The organism is Prevotellamassilia timonensis (assembly GCF_021531665.1).
Taxonomy (GTDB): domain Bacteria; phylum Bacteroidota; class Bacteroidia; order Bacteroidales; family Bacteroidaceae; genus Alloprevotella.
In genome coordinates, this window is sequence record NZ_JADYUH010000099.1 from 1 (window position 1) to 2,613 (window position 2,613).

Consider the following 2,613-nt stretch of genomic DNA (forward strand, 5'->3'; position numbering starts at 1 on the left):
ATCTTGCTGCAGCGACAGCGCCGAAGTAAGGTGGCACAGGTGGCGTCCCCGTTGTGGGGCAGAGGAATGTTTTTCTGTAGCCGCCATACTCTTCAAGGGGCTTTCTTGGTTTTTCTTTTCTCATCGACAAAGGCCCCTTGAAGAGCAAAAATGTAGGATGAAAACCGCGTTTTTGCATATTTCCGCCCAACCCTACATTTATATTTTTCGCTTCCCCACAACCCTACACACTCCGCCGCACAACCCTACACAATGAAGGGTTTTGTGTAGGATTTGCAGACCAAACCCTACACACCTAACCCCTTTGATTATCAAACTTTAAGCCCCAACTGTGTAGGGTTTGGAGGAAATGCATGTACCCTTGAAAAACGTATAGGTATGAAAGGTGAAACCGCGCGCGAGGCGCGCGCTTCCTTTTTATATTTTTTCGGCGTCTTCCTTTTTTCGTGCAAAGTGGCACAAGTTTTGCTTCCTTTGCGCCCCCTTGAAGTCTCGGCGTCGCGAAAAATGCTTTGACTTTGGGGCGAACCGGCACTGTGAAAGTGTTTGGTGCGAACCGTTCAGACGTTCCCCCTCGCGACACTTCAACGCGTCTTCCTCGCGTTTTCAGTTTCGCCATTCCTCCACTTTCTGTAATATGACGGCAGAACACCTCGAAACTTAGGAATAAGGAAAAAGTGTAATTTCCCGAGTAGTCAAAATAGGGAAAAGTGTAATTTTATAAGCAAGGGAATAAGAGAAAAGTGTAATTCAACCATGCTCTACAGAAAGATTAGTAACATTTCAGCCCTTCTATTACGCTTTGTTTAAAATACTTTTCCATAGTTTGATAGTATAAACTTGAATATTAAGCCTTGAACATATTTTCTATTTTTACCACAATTCCAAGGATGTCCGCAAATGATGGAACATTATCCTCGTATATCATATTCATAACCATAGTATCATAGTCATTTTTCCATTCCTCGATGACACCTTCAGGGGGAGTGAGGGTAATCCTTTTACGAATGTCCGGAGTATAGTCTACATCCCGTGTTGAAGTGAATACCTCTCGATGATGGCGAATGGTTTCCCAGAGATCATCATTAGGAATAGCCTTGTCGGCAATTCCAGCTTCATACATCTTGTATAGATCATACAAGTGCCTTGATTTACGATTGGCATTCCGGCAACCATCGGTTGTGAATAACTCGTGAAGCAGGAATGCCTTTTCAAGGAATGTCTTTTCTGCAACAGCGGCAACAATCTGAACTTCACTGTCATTTGATGTAAGATGCGGAAACGCCCCAGTTACAAAGGATTCAACCTTTGCTTTGGCTGTAGGTTCAAACAGAGAACGTGCTCCAACTTCCAGCAGTACCTCATCACGGAGATATGGATTAGTTCCAGAGGGTAGTATCGACTTATAGATTATATGAATCTGTCGAGGTTCAGGATATGTCGCGTCTCCTTCTCCATCGGGGGCAGCCTTAATCATCACAAATTCACTTAATCCTGCTTGTTCTACCGCCAATGTTAGGTCATTGGCAAGAGTATCCCGGACAAATACCGACGAAGCTTTGCGCAACTTCTTCAGTTGTTTCTTGGTCACATCTCCCTCTATCTCAAACATACTGCGATCTATGGCAATGTCAATATCTTCTGAGAACCGTCGGATGACACCCCAAACTTTGCTGAGTGATGTACCACCCTTGAACACCATCTTGTCTGCGTATGTCAGTGAGAAAAGAATATTGAGTATCTCAGTTACCCAAAAATCTTTCTCAATGGAAGCTACAGGAAGTTTTATATTTGCGGCTGTCTGCTCAAACACTGTTCTTCTTTGAGCCTCGGTAAGTGTCAGAAATTTATTCATAGGAATCGAGTATAATTTTACGTATCCATGCCGGAATCAAGGCAAAATCCTTTTTTATTGTTTCAAGTGGTATGGACTTGACCAGATTACGGACATGGGCAAGCTGGGTATCGTTGATATTGTTTTCTCCGATTTCACGCAAGGCAAATGTGAGAAGCATTGCGATTTCATTCTGAAAAGCCAGATTTTTTTTAGCAGTATGTTTGAACTGTATGCCCCTGTTTCCTTCCAATTTTACTTTACGTGGCGATCCATCTGTCAGATATACCACATTCATCGGCAACTGGGTTGATAACCCAAGCTTATTAAGCGCATACGTCCCGGTCGGAACTATCTTGGCCTTGTCGCGCCTTGCTATAGCGGCGGCTATCTCCTCAATGGTAGGATAAAGAATACCCAATCCCAAAACCTTATCAATCTTTGGATAACAATAGACACCACGTGCCACTCTTATCAGCTTCTCGTTTGCAGTAAGTCGTTCAAAGGCTTTTTGGACAGCCTTTGAATCTCCATATCCCGCATAATCAAGAGGGGATACTATTGTTCCCCTACCGCGTTTTGATATATTCGTAATTATTATATCTTCAAGAGATTGCATTTGAATTAGGATTTAATTTTGTCGCAAATATACAACATTTTTGCGACAAGCAAAATTAGTGGTAATGTATTCTTTGGAGTATTATAAATTGAGCCCACTTTAAAAAGTGGCATATTTGAAATTCAGTCTGACCTATATGGCTATTCTGGGTGATTCACGG

2 protein-coding genes are annotated in these 2,613 nt (G+C 42.5%); both read right to left on the bottom strand.

Annotation, left to right across the window (positions count from 1 at the left end):
• Positions 1-847: 847 nt before the first annotated feature.
• Positions 848-1,855: a nucleotidyl transferase AbiEii/AbiGii toxin family protein gene (locus I6E40_RS10480; RefSeq protein ID WP_235387184.1), complete on the bottom strand. Its 1,008-nt coding sequence runs from the start codon at positions 1,853-1,855 to the stop codon at positions 848-850.
• Positions 1,848-2,453, bottom strand: a complete 606-nt coding sequence (locus I6E40_RS10485) for a DUF6088 family protein (protein WP_235387186.1) — start codon at positions 2,451-2,453, stop codon at positions 1,848-1,850. Before I6E40_RS10485 ends, I6E40_RS10480 begins: the two co-directional genes overlap by 8 nt.
• Between the last annotated feature and the right edge of the window lie 160 nt (positions 2,454-2,613).